Genomic DNA, 15,986 nt, shown 5'->3' with positions numbered 1-15,986 from the left:
TCTGTTCTAACAAACTTGAGATGCTCCCGACTTTCCTGCTATTAAATCCTCCCGCACTTGAGAATATCCCTTAAATTTGTCATCATATTTCTTCTCTTGCAGTTTCTCTCCTTGACTACTGAAAGCCTTTAAATACCCAGAAATCTGATTGTGATTGATCCGAGAACCTTCTCTGTTACCCCATTTATGAAGGCTGACAATAAAATCATGCCACTCCTTAGAAATACGATATTGTCCTTTGTCCTTACGTCCAACAGCTAAAGTTGCTACCCCTACTTGTTCAACTTTCTCGATCATGCGCTTAATAGTTCTAGTGCTTTTACCCAGAGCTTTCGCTGCATCTGCGATCGCATTCTTACGAGCTACATTGTCAGGTGCTTGACGAATGGCATCAATCAATTCCACCTTTTTGAGATACTCTGGAGAATCTTCATTAACCAGCAGGTTTTTGTCTTCCGCCCCATCTTCCTCTTCAGTCTCGAATCCTGGAAAGGCTTGATTAGTAGGTTTTCTGGGCATAAGCTAACCTCTAAAAATTATGTCATCATTTACTTTAAAATTTTACAATATTTGTGACATCATTTGCTTTAAAAATAAGGATAAGATAAAATTAAAACTAAAATCGCCAAACCCATTAATGAGTAAGGATTTTGGCGATTTTAGCGGTGAATAAAAAATGGACAATAATTCTTTAAGATGGACAATAATTATTTAATGGACATCTTCTGTGCTAGTCAAGAAACTATCACATCTTAATTGTATAATTCCTAACTCTTAGCCAAGATTGGATTAAGAGTTTTACGCTAGATAGGAAAAATGTATATCAACTTTTTTATCAGTTCCATTTTAGGAATAATACTGGTAGTGCTGTTAGCTTTTGGTGTTCTGCAATGGTTTCATGTTCCCACGGGTAATGTGTTAGATTGGGTCATTGGTGGTGCAAGTTTTTGGTGGTTATTAATCATTGTGACAGTTCCTTGGAATGTCCATTTTCAAGCTAAGGAAGTTTTAGCAGAAGCAGCACAGTCTAGGGAAAATAATATTCCTGTAGATGGGAAACAAGTTAAATATGTAGAAGTTTTAGCCAAGCGATCGCTCTGGATAGCTATTAGTTTACACTTGATCTCAGCTATCGGTTTATATGTGCTTGCTGCCACAGGTATTAGCGCCATTGGTTATATCATTTCTGGTGCAGCTTTATTATTAACCTTTTTGCGTCCAGCTATCAGTGCTTATGAATATTTATATGCACGATTAAAAATGATTCGCCAAAATTTTATCTATCCTCGTGAAGATATTTTAGAACTGCGTAACCGCTTTTTAGAAATGGAACAAAAAATTAGAATTTTAGAAGATCAACTTGACCTTGAACAACCCTATTCTTTAGCTGCAACTAATCAAAGATTTTCTGAAGAAACTCGTCGAGAATTAGCTCGCATTGTAGCTAATTTAGAGGAATTACGGGCAACAAATCAAGGGGAACATGAAAGATTATCCAGAGAAGCTAGAAATGCGATCGCTCAACTTTCTACTGATGGACAATTTCTTGATCATGTGCGGGAAATTATCAGGTTTTTTAAATCAACATGAAGATTAATTTAATAAATCTAGAGACATTCTATATGTCTCTTTTTTCTAATGTTAATTAGACTACTTTTTACTCTATAGGAAAATTTGGTATATTTTTATCAATTTCTGCCATGATTCGCAATGTTTCTGTTAAAGCAATAACTATTTTTTGATAATGGCTGATTTCATCATTAGATAATTGTCGTTTGGCATTTTTTCTATCTTTTAACCATTTATCTAATACTTGATATCCACCAATTTTAAATTCCCAAATATATAGAGGAATATCGGTAAAATGACTTTGCTTATTGATATAAACTCTTTGCAATTCTGAATTATAGGTAACTTCAGTAACTTGATTATCTCCTATTGGTTGATAGGTTGTAATTAAGTTATTGAGGATATCGGATTTCATTAAATGTAAATTAACTAATTCTTCTCCCTTTGTAGCTAATGCGTTAAACAGGTTTTTATTACTGGTTAAGGGAAGACGGGGAAAATCTATTTTGAGAAATTCAGCGTATCTAGTGCGATAGGTGGGGCTGTGAAATATTGCATAAGCATAGTAAAATATTTGTTCTGGAGTTGGTGTTTTACCCAATTTTTCTTTAATAGCTTTTAAGAATTTTAGAGATATATTAGGAGTTCTTTCTAGGAAAAGATTTGTTTGTTTATTTTCTGTATTTGGGTATGTGTAGAGAGGAAAAACATAAGTTAATTCTCTACTTTTTAGCGATACAATACAACGTTCTGTTAAAATTTCTGAACAAAATATATGATAAAAACCTGGCTCAACTTGTTGACGACAGGAAAGTAAGGCCATGTTATTACCCTTTAGCAAATGTTCCATTAATTCTTTACGACTATCTCCTCTTTCGATAATATTAGGATTATAATAAACCCAACGATTATCAAATGGTCTATAGGCATACAGTATTAGTTTTGATTCAATTTGATTTTCTTGGATATGTAACTTAGCTTTATCTAATGTCCAATATTCTGTATCTTTGATTTTGTACTTTTGTTTTAATTCTTCTAAGTTAGTATTTGTTGCAATATCACTAAACCGATTTATTAGGTTTTCTTTATCATAATCAACACATACATTATCTCTCCTGGTTTGCGAACCAGCAGTATAAACTGGAAATATATCAGTAATACTCAAGGCTCTTTTATATTCATCTTCATAATCAAGATTTTTTGGTGCAAAAAAGTAATTAGGTGCTGTTAGTTGTAACTCTATCCAATTTACATTATTTAAACTTGCAGATTCTAAAAACTTATATTTATTTTCACGACTTCCCCAAACATCATAATATAATACCTTAGCCATTTCCTTAATTCCATCTCTGGATTTATAAGCACTAGAACCGTAATCAGGTTTACTTTTTTCACGCACAGCAATTAAAATTGCTACACCTTGCTGAATATCAAATACATTTTGATCAATATTGCCATCTGGTGTAGTTTCTTTTAATAAAGAATTACCATGTAAATCCATGATATATATTTGATCAAAATACTTTAATAATTCTTCTCTCATGCCGCGATGAATTAAACCATTGAGATAGGAATGATTAGTAATAAAACCAACAATACCAGCATTTTGACTATTATTTTCAATTTGATATTGGGCAAAACGAATAAATTTAATATAATCATCATCTAAAGGTTGAATATTCTTTTCTCCTTCTAGTCTAACTCTACCTTTATATAATTCTAAAAGTTCCCCAATATGGGTTAATTCTGTAATAGTTTTACCTGCTTTTCCTTGTTTATAAATTCTATTCCAAGCTGAACCAGTATATTCAACATCAGCTAAATATCTTTCGTCTTGATTTAAAATTCTTTTGCGTTTACTTGCATTTTGAGAACTAACAGAATAGGGAGGATTTCCTAATACGACGGTAACAGAAATTTCTGTTTTGAGTTTTGCTGCTTGACTTGATTCTTCAGCTATAATTTGCGTGATACCAGGAATTAAATCACCTTGTTTTATGCTTTCTTCTAAAGCATTGGTTAAATAAACTTTTAATCTTTCTTCAGAGGCAAATTTATAACCTAAATCTCCTAACAATAATCCTAATTTTAAATGTGCTATGGTATAAGGAGTCATCAATAACTCAAAACCAAAAAGACGCTGTAAAAGTTCTGCATCTCTGAGAAAATTATTCCATCTATCAACACCATATTTAGCAAAATTATCACGAATTTGTTTAATAACTGCATATAAAAATGTTCCTGTTCCCGTTGCAGGGTCAAGAATTGTTACTCTTCTATTTCCTAAACCATATTCTAAATCAAAAATTGTTCTATCTACTAAAATATCATTAACTGCACGCACTATAAAATTAACTACAGGTTCAGGAGTATAATAAACTCCCCGACTTTTTCTTAATGATGCTTGATAAGCCGCTAAAAATGTTTCATAAAAGTTAATAACTGGGTCTTCTGTCCGGGTTTCTCGACCAAAATTTTCTAAAATATTGGTCATGTTTATGGTGTTAAATAAGTCTATTAAATTTTCTGTTGATTTGTGAATTTTACTAACGCTATCAGTTCCTAAAACTAAATCAAATAAACCTTTTAAAAAGGGAATTTTATGACTAATATAAATACTTGCTGTAGTTCTGTTAAATGTAAATTCTCCAGGGTTTTGTGCATGACCAACTTTTGCGGTAAATAACCCATAAGCAATAGTTTGGGCGTACATATCCGCAAATTTATCATTATCTATATCTAAAAGGAGTAATTTTTTAAATATTTCTTTTAGTTGAGTTAATTCTTCTGTTGTTGTTTCGATTTTTAAAGATGATTGAATGGCATTTCTAATGGTTTTAGTATAAGCTGCCATTTCTTTAGCCAAATCATCATAGTTATTAATATCTTTGGCTTTTTGATTAATAAATGATTGGAGTAATTCGGTGATTGGTTGTAAATCACTAACGAGAATAAGTTCACCTTGTTCTAAATTAGCTAATTTAGCAGTTTTTTCACATTCTCCATCTACATACCAACGAAATTCTAGATAATTAGTTATAATCAAATTATAGCCAATATTCGATTCTAAATAACGTTTAATTTGTTCAGTTTTTTCTATTTTACTTAAATCAGTATTAATATCTTTCGCTTCTATATATCCGATAATACGGTCATTTTTTCTAATAGTTAAATCGGGTATCCCTGCTTGATTACCCTTTGCTTCAATTATGGTATTAATACCAATACTTAAACTCTCTATCAGCCGTTCTAAGCTAGGGTAATGACTCCGTTCTCCACCGTGTTTGATATTTTTTTGTAAATCTTGGATGTAGTTATTAAAATTAGACATGATTTTGAGGAAAATTAAACAATAATTTTCCTTTAAAAATATCATATTTTCTAATTATTTAATGAAATCTTAGCAAAAAATTACAATTCTAATTTAGATCCTCGACATCTTAAAAGAAGTCGAGGATCTTTGTGTTCATAACCTATTTAGAATTGGCTATAGATTAAATTCAAATTTCAAGAATTATAATTATTAGTTCTTGTGGTACGCATACCTGCTATTGCTCCCATGATAGAAGCAAGTAAACCTAACAAAGAACCAAAGACAAACCACCACAAAGTTCTCGAAGTTGCAGCCGCAATATCACGAGTTTGTTCAGCAGTTAAGGCAGGTATATTCGGTGCTATAACAGTACCTTGTTGCTGTAGTTGATTAATAACTTCTGTGGCATTATAAGCAGCTAAACCAAAAGCACCTAAGACTCCATTTGCTAACAGAAAAGAACTAACCGCTAGAGTCGTTGCCCAAAGAATTGCACCGTTAAGCACGGCTGTATCTCGGTGCATGGGTCCGCAAGCACGGATTGTGATCCAAGCACCTAGAAATAAAGACAACAATAAAGCAATTGTTGACCAAATTCCCACATTACTAATAATATTAGGGGTGATTGTTCTCGGTGCTAAGGATTGGGCAATTCTCTCTGCACCAAAGGCGCTAAATAAAGAACTCAATATTAATTGAGTTGCTAAAGCCATCAATACGCCAGAAATAATTGGACCCCAACGCACGCGATCGCGATATTCAGTTACTCTACTAGTTATCAAAGACTCAGGAGGACTAATTTCCTCACCTATCCGATTTACGTATGACATAGGTATTTATCTCCCTTGCTATTATAGCAAAGTTGCTCATGTATTGTATGACAGGACTTACGCAAAATATCTCTCAAACCCTCATTTCTCCGTGAAATCTGTGCCTGAAGTGGTTCGTTTTTAAGTAACTTCTGCGTCAGTCCTAGTATGATTTTCCTGAAGGAAAAAATTCTTGGTTGTGAATTTTTTCTGCTCAACTTTTTTATGGTTATGTTTAAAATTAAATTGCGAATTCTGATTTTAAATATCTATCAGTAGAAAGAGTTATTTACTCTTTCTTTAGTTATAAATTGCTAGATGAGTTACTCGATTTTGGATTTACGTTAGCGAAGCGTACGCAGCGCAGCGAGTATTTTAGATTTTGGATTGACAATTTTTCTGTCTTCGAGGACGGAACTTGTAGCAAATTTTTTAATCTAAAATCTAAAATTCCCAGTCAAGGTGTAAAAACTCAAAAATTAGCCCAATATTAACGGATTTTAACGGCTGTACCCGTCGCTGTAATTACTAATAAAACCCCAGATTGATCAACGTTAATTGTACCTGTATCAACAGCAATACCAACAACCGCATCTGCCCCTAAGCGTTGCGCTCTTTGTTCTAACTCTTCTAGTGCTTTCCGTTGTCCTTTGCAAGTGTCACACAAAAAAATCTCTTGTAGGGTGCGTCAGACATCAAGAATATGTTTATTTATATGATTTATGTTGTCTGACGTGGTTGGTGAGCTTACCGAACCGTACCCTACTAATGTGCCAGTTGCGTAAGTCCTAACCTAGTCAACAGCTTATCATTAAATATTACTATAATAGTAAAAGTGTGAAGGAATTTAATTAATTATTAATATTTTTATGAAAATTTTACTAAGGTGCATCAATATAGATTACAAATAAATCTTTTTTTGTTTTAATGTACAAACAAAAACCAGTTAATCCAGTTAATACATTTAAGGAAATAACCGTAGTGAAAAAAACATTATTGCTGTTAAATTTCCTCTTGTTAGGATGTTTAGTGACTAGCATACCTGTAGTAGTAAAAGCTGAGGTATTATTAGTACAAGCTAAAAATTCTGAGTTAAAAAACCTGATCCAAAAAGGTAAAAGACTCGTAGATGCTAAAGATTATAATGGAGCGATCGCAGTTTATCAAAAAGCAATACCACTAGATCCCAGAAATGCCAAAATTCATGCTGCTATTGGGTACTTATATATTCAAGAAGGTAATTTTCCCCCAGCTTTAGCCGCCTATCGTCGCGCTATTGCTATTAATCCTAATAATAGTGATTTTTACTATGCTGTTGGTTATATCAAAAGTAGTACGAAAGATAATAAAGGTGCAAAAGAAGCTTACCGTCGTGCTATTCAATTAAACCGAAATAATCTTAGTGCTTATTTAGGATTGGGAGTAGCACAAACAAGTTTAGGTGATTATCAATCAGCACTTTGGGCTTATGAAAAAGCCGTTAATCTAGATGAAGATAACCCCCGCACCTATGAATTAATTGGTGCAATGTTTAAACAGAAACGACAGACTCCACAAGCTAACAAAGTTTTGCGAAAAGCCCTGACCTTATATCGGCGCGGAAATGATACCGAAGGTGCAGAGAGAGTACAAGCCATGCTAGGAGAAATAGGCGGCTAGACTTTAGGATAAGGCAAAGTTTGATTTTATTTTGCTCACTTATCTAAATCCCCAACTTCTTGAAGAAATTGGGGATCTTTTTCATCAAAACTAATTCAATATCTACCAAACTGCTTTACCTTTTTTATAAAAATTACCTGTAAAAGGCTGTACCCCAATCACAGGATAGGCATCATTTGCAGGGGTGAAAATCCGCATAAAGGCCTCAGAAATAAATTGAGCCATACTAGCAAAGCTTTTGGAGATAGCCATAATATTAATCCCCTTTTTTTGTGTCTTTTAATTGGTGATATTTATACTTTAATCTCATTAGAATCTATTTACTCATATTCTCCACATATCTACACTAAATAGAATATTTTTTCAGATAACTTTGCAATACTTTATAATCGTGAGTTGCTTAACTTTTTTCTTTAATTCTAATTGTAACTGAAAATTCATGATCTGATATTTATAGAGGAAAATAATCATTACTTACTATTAAGAAATGTAAATTAATTACAAAATCAGAGTTCAATATCCTTGTAAATATAGGCTTTTGGGGAATTTGCCACTATTTTTTAATTAGGGCTTGACATTAGTTATGGTGAATATTACCATAAATGTACAAAGCATTCTTGGTAGGGGAGTTTACGATGACAACGTTCCCAGAAATGGACTATGAAATCAAAAGTAATCAAAATCCCGAACTAAATCTCAGTTCGGAGGACTACAGCTTGCTAACAGACCTTTATCAGCTAACAATGACAGCTTGTTATGTGGGTGAAGGCATAGAAAATAAAATTGCCAGTTTTGAATTATTTGTCAGACGCTTACCCGATGGTTTTGGGTATTTAATAGCCATGGGTTTAGCGCAAGCTTTGGAATACTTGACTAAATTCCGATTTAATGACTTGCAAATTGCCGCTTTGCAGAAAACGGGAATTTTCAGTCATGCACCGAAGCGTTTTTGGCAACTTTTAAGAGGGGGTTGTTTTACTGGAGATGTGTGGGCAGTTCCCGAAGGAACGGCAGTATTTGCCAATGAACCCCTATTGCGGGTAGAAGCGCCTTTATGGCAAGCGCAAATAGTAGAGACATATCTTTTAAATACTCTGAATTATCAAACTTTAATTGCCACTAAAGCCGCAAGATTACGGGATATAGTCGGAGAAAAAGCCACACTTTTAGAATTTGGTACACGCAGGGCTTTTAGTCCCCAAGCCTCACTATGGGCGGCACGGGCGGCTTTAGCAGGTGGTTTAGATGCCACTTCCAATGTTTTAGCGGCGCTACAACTAGGACAAAAACCGAGTGGTACAATGGCGCACGCTTTAGTTATGTCCTTATCAGCGCTAGAAGGGAGTGAAGAACAAGCTTTTACAGCATTTCATCAATATTTTCCCGGTGCGCCATTATTAATTGATACTTATGACACCGTTGCGGCGGCGGAGAAATTAGCAGAAAAAGTCAATACTGGGAAAATGGAATTATCTGGAGTCAGATTAGATTCTGGAGATTTAGTTAGTTTATCAAAACAAGTGCGATCGCTCTTACCGAATATCTCAATATTCGCTAGTGGTGATTTAGACGAATGGGAAATTAGCCGACTTAAACAAGAAGGAGCAGAAATTGATAGTTATGGACTAGGAACAAAATTAGTTACAGGTTCACCAGTAAATGGAGTTTATAAACTTGTAGACATTGAAGGAATTCCCGTCATGAAAGAATCAAGTGGTAAATTCACTTATCCAGGTAAAAAACAAATTTTTCGATCCTTCTTAGATGGTAAAATACATAAAGATAGATTAGGCTTAACAGAAGAAAAATCTGACCATGAAAAATCTTTATTACAGTTAGTAATCAAAGCAGGTAAACAATTACAAACACCAGAAACTTTAACAATCATTCGTCAACGAACCGCAGCGTCAGTTGCTAGTTTACCAGCAGAAACAAGAAGATTAGAAAATCCCACTTCCGTCAAAATTGAAATATCAGAACCATTACAGAAATTGACAAACAAAACGAAAAGAAAAGATAAATTAATATAATTTCTCTTACCTCTGCGCCCTCTGCGTCTCTGCGGTTCGTTTAAATTACTCTAAAAATTGCAAAAAAGCAGAATCAAAAATCATGAAAATAGCCTTATTTGGTACAAGTGCCGATCCGCCAACTGCTGGACATTTAATAATTCTCAAGTGGCTATCTAAACATTATGATTGGGTAGCTGTATGGGCAGCAGATAATCCTTTGAAGTCTCAACAAACCCCTTTACCACATAGGGCAGCAATGTTAGAACTATTAATTAAAGATATCAACGTTGCTAACCAAAACATTGCCTTAGAACAGGATTTAAGTAGTTGGAAAACCCTAGAAACTGTAGGTAAAGCAAAATTAAAATGGGGAGAAAATATTGAATATACCTTAGTAATTGGTGCTGATTTAATTAACCAATTGCCGCGCTGGTATCATGTTGAAAATTTATTACAACAAGTGCAATTACTGGTAATTCCCAGACCAGGATATGTAATAGATAATTCTAGTTTAGAGAAGGTTAAACAAATAGGGGGAAAAATTAAAATTGCAAATTTAATTGGTTTAGATGTTTCCTCTACAGCTTTTCGTGAACAAGGAGATATTAATACTCTCACACCTCCCGTCATTGCCTATATTCATCAACAGCATTTGTACGAATGCCAATACGTAACCAAAAAAAGATTTTAACCTCGACAAATCAACAACCTTTAGCTGACTTTAAAGTTGGTGTTGATAATGTGATTTTCTCTGTAGATACTGCCCAAAATCGGCTATTAGTTCTCTTAGTCATGCGACAGCAAGAACCATTTTTAAACTCTTGGAGTCTTCCCGGTACGTTAGTCCGTCAAGGAGAATCATTAGAAGATGCTGCTTATCGCATTATGGCTGAGAAAATAAAGGTAAATAATCTTTATTTAGAACAACTTTATACTTTTGGCGGTCCCAACCGTGACCCCAGAGAACAAATTGATAGCTATGGAGTTCGTTATTTATCAGTTAGTTATTTTGCCTTAGTTCGATTTGAAGAAGCAGAATTAATTGCTGATAAAGTCGCGGGTATTGCTTGGTATCCCGTCAAACAATTACCCCAATTAGCATTTGACCATAATGAAGTTATTACCTATGGACATAGAAGATTAAAAAACAAATTAGAATATAGTCCCGTCGCTTTTGAAGTGTTACCAGAAACTTTTACCCTAAACGATTTATATCAACTATATACCACCGTTTTAGGCGAAAACTTTGCAGATTATTCTAACTTTCGAGCGCGGTTACTAAAATTAGGTTTTTTATCCGATACTGGAATTAAAGTATCAAGAGGTGCAGGTCGTCCTGCAAGTTTGTATAGGTTTGATAAGGAAGCTTTTGCACCATTTAAAGATAAACCCTTAGTGTTTATTTGAAGAAGGCCAGAGGCAAGAATAATTGAACACAGATGAACGCAAATAGACACAGATAAATTATGAAAATTGCGATCGCTCAAATTAATCCTATTATTGGTGACTTATCTGGGAATGCCCAAAAAATTCTGGAAATGTCACAACAAGCAGCATCAGAAAATATCCGGTTATTATTAACACCTGAATTATCTATTTGTGGTTATCCACCTAGAGATTTATTACTTAATCCTAGTTTTGTAGAAGTAACGGATCAGACATTGCAAAAATTAGCTAAAGATTTACCTGCAAATTTGGCTGTATTGGTGGGAACTGTGGTTAAAAATTCCCAAGCACACGTTACGGGGGAGAAAAATTTATTTAATAGCATTGCTTTATTAGAAAATGGAAAAGTTCAGCAATTTTTCCATAAAAGACTATTACCTACTTACGATGTTTTTGATGAAAACCGTTATTTTGAACCAGGACTACAGGCAAATTACTTTAAATTAGATGATCTCAATATTGGTGTGACAATTTGCGAAGATTTATGGAATGATGAAGAATTTTGGGGTAAACGGAGTTACGCAGTTAATCCGATTGCTGATTTAGCAAATTTAGGGGTAGATTTAATTGTGAATTTATCTGCTTCACCCTATACCGTTGGTAAACAACATCTACGAGAAGCGATGTTAAAACATAGTGCAGTTAATTTTCAACAACCAATTATTTATACTAACCAAGTTGGCGGAAATGATGATTTAATTTTTGATGGTCGCAGCTTTGCTTTAAATAAACAAGGGGAAATTGTTGGTCGTGCTAAGGGGTTTACATCTGATTTTTTGACCGTTGAATTTAATAGTAATCAACAAGATTTAGAATTAAGTAATATTTCACCTATTGATGAATGTGAAGATGAGGAAATTTGGAATGCTTTAGTTTTGGGAGTTAAAGATTATGTGGGTAAATGTCGTTTTTCTAAAGTATTGTTAGGTTTAAGTGGAGGAGTTGATTCTGCTTTAGTAGCGGCCATTGCTACTGCGGCATTAGGGAAAGAAAATGTCATGGGTGTATTAATGCCTTCTCCCTATAGTTCGGAACATTCTATTAGTGATGCTTTAGCATTAGCAGAAAATTTAGATATTAAAACCCAGATTTTACCTATTGGGGAATTAATGCAAAGTTTTGATAAGTCCCTAGATGATTTATTTGCTGGAACAGAATTTGGGATTGCGGAGGAAAATCTCCAATCTCGCATTCGTGGTAATTTATTAATGGCAATTTCTAATAAATTCGGTTATCTGCTTTTATCTACTGGTAATAAATCAGAAGTTGCTGTTGGTTATTGCACTCTTTATGGTGATATGAATGGCGGTTTATCAGTTATTGCTGATGTTCCTAAAACCCGCGTTTATTCCCTTTGCAAATGGTTAAATTCTCATCATCAAAAAGAAGTTATCCCCGCAAATATTCTCACCAAAGCACCCAGCGCGGAACTTAAACCGGGTCAAGTTGACCAAGATTCCCTTCCACCTTATGAAATTTTAGATGATATTCTCGACCGTTTAATTCATCAACATCAATCAGCAGCAGCAATTATTGCCGCAGGTCATGAACCGGCAATTGTGGATAGGGTATTACAATTATTATCCCGTGCGGAATTTAAACGCCGACAAGCTGCACCGGGATTAAAAATCACCGACCGCGCTTTTGGGACTGGTTGGAGAATGCCTATTGCTAGTAGTTGGTCAGCATTGAGGAATATATCTATCTAAAGCAGTAGCGAGAGGTGAAAATCCCCATTTTGGTAAATATTTGGCTAAACTAGAAAAATTATTTAGTTTAGCCAAACCTACGAGATCAAATTGCTATAACATAGAAATGTAGAAATATAGAAAGTATTAACAATGGCAACCAACCGTATTGATGCGTTTCAAAAAGCATTTCGTAATCTGCAATTGCAACCCTTGGTGACAATGGAAGAAACCGCAGATTTTCGAGTTCCTTATGGCGATGATTTAATTGCAGAATTAGAACAAAGAGTTTTAGATTGTAATCATTATACCAATCAACTCATTTTTGCAGGACATCGTGGTTGTGGTAAATCTACCTTGTTAGCCGAATTTGCCAGAGAATTTGATGATAATTATCTCACAATCTTTTTTTCTATATCTGATTTAATTGAAACTACTGCTATCAATCATATTAATATTCTTTTTGCTATTGCTGTCCAAATTATGGATAAAGCCGAGGAGCAAAAAATTGAAATTGATGCTAACAAAAAACAAAGATTTTTTAATTGGTTTCAAGAACGAACAGAGATTGAAGAAAGTAAAATTGGTGCTGAATTAGAAGTAGGTTTTGATTTTTGGAGTTTTCTGAAAAGCAAGTTAAAGGCTGAAGCAAGTATCCGCGAAGTCATAGAAACTAAATTTAAACGTGATTTTCGAGATTTAATAGATACTCTCAATCTGATTGCTACAGAGGTTTCTTTAGCTTGCAAAAAAGAGATTGTTGTAATTATTGATGATTTAGATAAACTAGATTTAGCAGCTATTGAAAGTATATTTCTCAAAAATATTAAAGCTTTATTACAACCTAATTTCTTTGTTATTTATACAATTCCTATTGCTACAATTCGTGATGGTGTTTTGAAAAAACATATCGAAGATGAAACGAGTAATCCTATCTTTGTTATGCCAGTTTTAAAAGTTTATCCCAAAGGTGAAAGTCATAAAGACGAAGCTCAACCTGTGAATGCAACAATCGCTAAATTACAGCAGATTTTGCGGAAACGAATTGATAGCACTTTATTAGCAGATGATATTTTGCTAGAAATTGCTTTGTCTAGTGGTGGTGTAATTCGGGAATTGGTTCGTATTGCTCAAAAATGTTGTAGTTTAGTATTAGTAAAATTAAGACAAAAGGCAAGAAAACTAGAACCAATTGATGATGTACAAATTGATGCCACAATTTTGCAGCAATCACTTGATATTCTCCGAAATGATATGACAATTACTCTGAGCAAAACTGACCGGGAGATTTTACAGCAAACATATACGAATTATCGCCCTGACGACCCTAAACAACAAGAATTTCTTGATTTGCTCCATAATGTTTATGTGATTGAATATAAAAATGCTGAGAGTTGGTATGATCTCCATCCTCTTGTAATTAAACAGTTAAAGTTAGAAGAGTTAATTTAATGAATAACTTAACCAATGAATCCATTATCAACGCAAATGAACAAACTTACATTAGTTTGTTAGTTTCAATTGAAGCTGGCATTGGGATGTTACAGATTTTCATTGCTGTCTGTGATGCAGATCGTCAGCGTGAAAATATTATAGCTAATTATGAAAAAGAATTAGCACCCACTTACAATATTTATCGAGTTTATCTTGATAGTCAAGAACCTAGTTTAAAGCAAGCTATCACACAACAAGTTACATTAAAAGAAAATGCCATAGCCACAGTATTAGGTGCAGAAAAATTAGGATCATTTAATCAAGATGAATCATTGAAAAAGTTTTTTGGTTATTTGCAATGGACGCGAGAAGCATTACGAGAACTAAAAATGCCGATTATTTTATGGATACCATCACGCATTTATGCTCAAATTGCCAAGCAAGCACCTGATTTCTGGAGTTGGCGTAATGGTGTATTTCATTTTCAGCCTGAACCGTCTTTAGTTACAAATGAGTTACTAAGCAATCAAAATGTTGATGTAATTAGAAAAAATGTTGATGTAATTAGAAATAATCAACCAAGTTCCGTTTTTTCACCAGAACAATTAGAAGCATCCTTAGTTGAAGCGATTAAGCAATGGGGAGCAGATAGTAGCAAACTAGAAACTCTCTATAGCCAGTTAGGTAATTTATATGCTGAACGAGTAAAATCAGGAAAGTCGGCAGATAGAAAACGGGAATTAGCTCTGGCTGAAGAATATCTGAATCAAGCAATAGTTTTGCAAACTCAATTTCAACAAGAAAAAGCTCTTGCTGATACCCTCAATAATTTGGCAGAACTCTACCGTAGCCAAGGAAGATACAGTGAAGCAGAACCTCTCTACCTTTATGCTTTGGAGATAAGAAAACGGATACTTACAGGCGACCATCCTGATGTCGCCACTAGCTTGAATAATTTAGCATATCTCTACAACAATCAAGGGCGGTATAGTGAAGCCGAATCTCTCTTCCTTCATGCTTTAGAAATGAGAAAGCGGCTATTTACGGACAATCATCCCGATATCGCTACTAGCTTGAACAATTTAGCATTACTTTACTATAACCAATGGCGGGAGAGTGAAGCTGAACCTCTCTACCTTAATGCTTTAGAGATGAGAAAACGACTATTTACAGGCGACCATCCTGATGTCGCCACTAGCTTGAACAATTTAGCCGCACTCTACGATAGCCAAGGGCAGCACAGTGAAGCTGAACTTCTATACGTTCAAGCTTTGGAGATGTGTGAGCGGCTATTTACAGGCGACCATCCTGATGTTGCACAAGGCTTGAACAATTTAGCTATGCTCTACAAGCACCAAGAGCGTTATAGTGAAGCAGAACATCTCTACATTAAAGCTTTAGATATGTATAAGCAACTATTTACAGGCGACCATCCTGATGTTGCTAATACCCTTGGTAATTTAGCATCACTCTACTATAGCCAAGAGCGGTACAGTGAAGCTGAATCTCTCTTGACTGATGCCTTAGCGATGTCCGAACGAATGTTAGGAGTTAATCATCCCAATACAATAACCGTTAGGAATGACTTGCAACTTTTACAACAGAAACTCATACCTCATCCCTTTTATATACGTTTATTGAATAACCTATTAGTTGTGTTAACCTTATTATTGCAGCATCGTGTACAGCTACTAATCAAACGTATTATTATCTTTTTCTGGCGTTTGTTCCGACATTAACAACAGCTTACCAATACTATTGCCAAAACCCTGAAACCCTATTGATATCGTTACGATTTTATTGGGTTTCAGACATATTTGGGAAAATTGGCAATAGTATTGCTTACTAAACAGAATAAACTGCAAAATAGCCAGCTAGATACTGGGACTACAAAGGTAATGGAAATTTATTGCTGTTGTAACTAGGGATTGCTGAAAAAGTTGTCTGTGAGGAGAGGGAACAGGGAACAGGGAACAGGGAACAGTTTCAACTGGATATCCTCAATTTCTCATATCCGACCCGACAAGGAAAAATGCAACTGTTTTGAGACTCCATT

Annotated in this window: 12 protein-coding genes and 1 pseudogene; 8 read left to right on the top strand and 5 right to left on the bottom strand. The window is 34.5% G+C overall.

Annotation, left to right across the window (positions count from 1 at the left end; genetic code table 11):
• Positions 1-6 precede the first annotated feature (6 nt).
• Positions 7-519: a hypothetical protein gene (locus CUN59_RS20240; RefSeq protein ID WP_104389517.1), complete on the bottom strand. Its 513-nt coding sequence runs from the start codon at positions 517-519 to the stop codon at positions 7-9.
• A gap of 297 nt (positions 520-816) precedes the next feature.
• On the opposite strand from CUN59_RS20240, the gene CUN59_RS20235 reads away from it, so the two are divergent.
• Positions 817-1,590, top strand: a complete 774-nt coding sequence (locus CUN59_RS20235) for a hypothetical protein (protein WP_104389516.1) — start codon at positions 817-819, stop codon at positions 1,588-1,590.
• Positions 1,591-1,657: 67 nt separating this feature from the next.
• Here CUN59_RS20235 and CUN59_RS20230 read toward each other — a convergent pair whose 3' ends face one another.
• The 3 genes and pseudogenes from CUN59_RS20230 to CUN59_RS20220 all read right to left on the bottom strand — a co-directional run.
• Complete coding sequence (locus CUN59_RS20230) at positions 1,658-4,900, bottom strand: type ISP restriction/modification enzyme (RefSeq protein ID WP_104389518.1); 3,243 nt, start codon at positions 4,898-4,900, stop codon at positions 1,658-1,660.
• A 176-nt stretch (positions 4,901-5,076) separates the two neighbouring features.
• Entirely contained in the window at positions 5,077-5,712 is a 636-nt protein-coding gene (locus CUN59_RS20225; RefSeq protein ID WP_104389515.1) for a hypothetical protein, read from the bottom strand.
• Positions 5,713-6,181: 469 nt separating this feature from the next.
• Positions 6,182-6,343 (bottom strand): annotated as a pseudogene (locus CUN59_RS20220) (heavy metal-binding domain-containing protein); the annotation flags it as partial.
• Between the two features lie 275 nt (positions 6,344-6,618).
• On the opposite strand from CUN59_RS20220, the gene CUN59_RS20215 reads away from it, so the two are divergent.
• Positions 6,619-7,350, top strand: coding sequence for a tetratricopeptide repeat protein (locus CUN59_RS20215; protein ID WP_104389514.1), 732 nt, complete (start codon positions 6,619-6,621; stop codon positions 7,348-7,350).
• Positions 7,351-7,452: 102 nt separating this feature from the next.
• On the opposite strand, the gene CUN59_RS20210 is transcribed toward CUN59_RS20215, so the two are convergent.
• Positions 7,453-7,602, bottom strand: coding sequence for a nicotinate phosphoribosyltransferase (locus tag CUN59_RS20210; protein ID WP_104389513.1), 150 nt, complete (start codon positions 7,600-7,602; stop codon positions 7,453-7,455).
• 383 nt (positions 7,603-7,985) lie between these two features.
• Here CUN59_RS20210 and CUN59_RS20205 point away from each other — a divergent pair, with 383 nt between their 5' ends.
• The 6 genes from CUN59_RS20205 to CUN59_RS20180 all read left to right on the top strand — a co-directional run bounded on the left by CUN59_RS20205 (position 7,986) and on the right by CUN59_RS20180 (position 15,669).
• On the top strand, positions 7,986-9,380 hold the full coding sequence (locus CUN59_RS20205; RefSeq protein ID WP_104389512.1) for a nicotinate phosphoribosyltransferase: 1,395 nt from the start codon (positions 7,986-7,988) through the stop codon (positions 9,378-9,380).
• Between the two features lie 82 nt (positions 9,381-9,462).
• Positions 9,463-10,053 carry a nicotinate-nucleotide adenylyltransferase gene (locus tag CUN59_RS20200; protein WP_104389511.1) on the top strand — a complete coding sequence of 197 codons (591 nt, stop codon included), beginning with the start codon at positions 9,463-9,465 and terminating at the stop codon, positions 10,051-10,053.
• Positions 10,023-10,769, top strand: coding sequence for an NUDIX hydrolase (locus CUN59_RS20195; RefSeq protein WP_104389510.1), 747 nt, complete (start codon positions 10,023-10,025; stop codon positions 10,767-10,769). The genes CUN59_RS20200 and CUN59_RS20195 overlap by 31 nt, the downstream gene beginning before the upstream one ends.
• A 59-nt stretch (positions 10,770-10,828) precedes the next feature.
• Positions 10,829-12,517 carry an NAD+ synthase gene (locus tag CUN59_RS20190; RefSeq protein ID WP_104389509.1) on the top strand — a complete coding sequence of 563 codons (1,689 nt, stop codon included), beginning with the start codon at positions 10,829-10,831 and terminating at the stop codon, positions 12,515-12,517.
• 132 nt (positions 12,518-12,649) lie between these two features.
• Positions 12,650-13,948: a P-loop NTPase fold protein gene (locus tag CUN59_RS20185; RefSeq protein WP_104389508.1), complete on the top strand. Its 1,299-nt coding sequence runs from the start codon at positions 12,650-12,652 to the stop codon at positions 13,946-13,948.
• On the top strand, positions 13,948-15,669 hold the full coding sequence (locus CUN59_RS20180) for a tetratricopeptide repeat protein (RefSeq protein ID WP_104389507.1): 1,722 nt from the start codon (positions 13,948-13,950) through the stop codon (positions 15,667-15,669). Before CUN59_RS20185 ends, CUN59_RS20180 begins: the two co-directional genes overlap by 1 nt.
• Positions 15,670-15,986: the final 317 nt, after the last annotated feature.

Origin of the sequence: Cuspidothrix issatschenkoi CHARLIE-1 (genome assembly GCF_002934005.1) — a bacterium.
Taxonomy (GTDB): domain Bacteria; phylum Cyanobacteriota; class Cyanobacteriia; order Cyanobacteriales; family Nostocaceae; genus Cuspidothrix; species Cuspidothrix issatschenkoi.
This window is presented reverse-complemented; position numbering and strand designations above follow the sequence as displayed.

Excerpts from the sequence above, each read along its gene's own strand:
- CUN59_RS20240 (WP_104389517.1), bottom strand. The coding sequence starts at position 519 with ATGCCCAGAAAACCTACTAATCAAGCCTTTCCAGGATTCGAGACTGAA.
- CUN59_RS20235 (WP_104389516.1), top strand. The coding sequence starts at position 817 with ATGTATATCAACTTTTTTATCAGTTCCATTTTAGGAATAATACTGGTA.
- CUN59_RS20230 (WP_104389518.1), bottom strand. The coding sequence starts at position 4,900 with ATGTCTAATTTTAATAACTACATCCAAGATTTACAAAAAAATATCAAA.
- CUN59_RS20225 (WP_104389515.1), bottom strand. The coding sequence starts at position 5,712 with ATGTCATACGTAAATCGGATAGGTGAGGAAATTAGTCCTCCTGAGTCT.
- CUN59_RS20215 (WP_104389514.1), top strand. The coding sequence starts at position 6,619 with ATGTACAAACAAAAACCAGTTAATCCAGTTAATACATTTAAGGAAATA.
- CUN59_RS20210 (WP_104389513.1), bottom strand. The coding sequence starts at position 7,602 with ATGGCTATCTCCAAAAGCTTTGCTAGTATGGCTCAATTTATTTCTGAG.
- CUN59_RS20205 (WP_104389512.1), top strand. The coding sequence starts at position 7,986 with ATGACAACGTTCCCAGAAATGGACTATGAAATCAAAAGTAATCAAAAT.
- CUN59_RS20200 (WP_104389511.1), top strand. The coding sequence starts at position 9,463 with ATGAAAATAGCCTTATTTGGTACAAGTGCCGATCCGCCAACTGCTGGA.
- CUN59_RS20195 (WP_104389510.1), top strand. The coding sequence starts at position 10,023 with ATGCCAATACGTAACCAAAAAAAGATTTTAACCTCGACAAATCAACAA.
- CUN59_RS20190 (WP_104389509.1), top strand. The coding sequence starts at position 10,829 with ATGAAAATTGCGATCGCTCAAATTAATCCTATTATTGGTGACTTATCT.
- CUN59_RS20185 (WP_104389508.1), top strand. The coding sequence starts at position 12,650 with ATGGCAACCAACCGTATTGATGCGTTTCAAAAAGCATTTCGTAATCTG.
- CUN59_RS20180 (WP_104389507.1), top strand. The coding sequence starts at position 13,948 with ATGAATAACTTAACCAATGAATCCATTATCAACGCAAATGAACAAACT.